We start from the raw sequence: 1730 nt of genomic DNA, 5'->3' as shown, positions 1-1730 counted from the left end.
GTAAAAGATTTGCAGTGGCTTGGCGATCATGCCGGGCAGTATGCCGAGCAATTCTCCGGGCGACTTTTAAGCGACCTTAAAAAATGACTGGAAAGAGCTATGCCGCAAAATAAGCGATTTAAGGCGTTTTCCACTCGAACCGCGCCTTCGGTATTCCTTCGGCTGGAAAATCGAAAATACGACGAGTTAAAAGGGTTTTAAAAGGGGTTACGCGATAGAGGCGATGGCGAGATACGGCTAGTCGGCCAACCAGTCCGCCAAGGTCTCTAAAATCGCTGCACGCTCCCCTTCATCCAGACCCAGGAAGGGTCGGGCGGGAATGTGTCGGTCGGGATCGCCGAATTGATGGGTGGCGCCATAGAGCCGATCCGTGCCCAGCCGCAATTCTGTGCCGCTCGCCTGGTAGTTCAGTTGCCGTAGCCAGCCATCGAGTACCAGCAGTTTGTCTTGGTTCTTTTTCTTGTGGGTGTGTGGGGATAGTGCGGGCCAGGGTGCACCATCCGGGCCGATGCCTCGGTTAAACCGTTCCCGATGCGAGATCAGCAGCGACTCGCCCAGATCCCGAAAGACCGGTGTGAGATCGCCCAGCTTCTCTTGGAGCTTTTCCAGAAAAACCCGAATCTCGGCGTCATTGTAATCAATGATGATAAACGCGCCAGCCATTGAATTTTCCGGGCGGGTGGGGTATCTAAAAGGTTAGCTCGGTTGACACGGTGAATCTCCCGGCCGTCGCCTGTTCTTCGGATCGTGGGCGTTAGGAGGGAACGGGGAGTCCTCCGCCGAGCTTACTCCTGTGCATCCTGCTGCTTTTCCAGCAGCACGGTGCCTGCTTTTTTGGCACGCCGCTTGTCGTTTTCGGAGCCAAACCGCAACGACTTCAGGAAAAGCCCCTGGCCGGTTTTGGTCTGCCACAGCACGGCCACATGCAGGCGATCCTCTTGGTCACGAAACCACACCGTCGCTTGATCGGTTTCGCGCACGATGAGTTCGGCGGTCTCGAAGATCGATTGCACGGCGCGATAAGCGTTCGCCGTAAAGTTGGGATCGCCTAATCGGCTATACGCTTGTTTGATCGCGTCGTACTCTGAGAGCAGTACGGTCTGCACGGAAACGCCCAGTGTCGTCATCATTTCGGGCGGCATCACCGCCACCGGAAACTCTTCTTTACGATCCAGTTGCTGGCGCAGGCGGGTTTCAACGGCTTTCTTGCTCAGCTTGGCATAGTCAGGTTTGGCCAGTTCTTCGGCGACTTGCTGGGCAATGCGGGCGTGCCAGCGATCAAAGATACCGTCTCGCATCATGCCCGCTACCAAGCCTTTAGCCAGCGAATACGGATATTTCTCCAGATCAGGATACCAAGCGCGACCGGGGGCATAATCCCAACCCTTATCGACGCCCTGGGGCAGCGTAATGACTTCGCCGGTTTTGGTGCTGACCCGCTCCACGGTTCCATTAAACGGCATGTCTTCGCCCTTGGTTGGCTCAAGACCCAGGCGCTCGACATCGCGCTCCGAGAGCGACTCGACAAAACAACGGCAGCCAAAGCCGCACGGTGGATAATGCGTAGACCACCACGGATCATCCGCACGTAAGACCTTGCCATCCCAGGCGACATGCTCTGGCCTGGGGTTGGTGACGGCATCATTATGCCGATAGCGCCAATACGGGCGACGTGACGCAATCGCCTGCATCTGCTGATAGCGGCCAGCGGCAGTGCTGGTTTGGAGGTT

2 protein-coding genes are annotated in these 1730 nt (G+C 56.7%); both read right to left on the bottom strand.

The window, feature by feature from the left end; all coding sequences use genetic code 11:
• Positions 1–237 precede the first annotated feature (237 nt).
• Positions 238–663 carry a phage virion morphogenesis protein gene (locus BN873_RS16630; protein ID WP_048676417.1) on the bottom strand — a complete coding sequence of 142 codons (426 nt, stop codon included), beginning with the start codon at positions 661–663 and terminating at the stop codon, positions 238–240.
• A 122-nt stretch (positions 664–785) separates the two neighbouring features.
• The coding region (locus BN873_RS18940) for a phage head morphogenesis protein (protein ID WP_277921605.1) at positions 786–1730 on the bottom strand (945 nt) is incomplete at its 5' end.

It is taken from the genome of Candidatus Competibacter denitrificans Run_A_D11 (genome assembly GCF_001051235.1).
In the GTDB taxonomy this organism is placed as follows: Bacteria; Pseudomonadota; Gammaproteobacteria; order Competibacterales; family Competibacteraceae; genus Competibacter_A; species Competibacter_A denitrificans.
The sequence above is the reverse complement of the archived record's forward strand: the minus strand, read 5'-3'. Positions and strand labels throughout refer to the sequence as shown.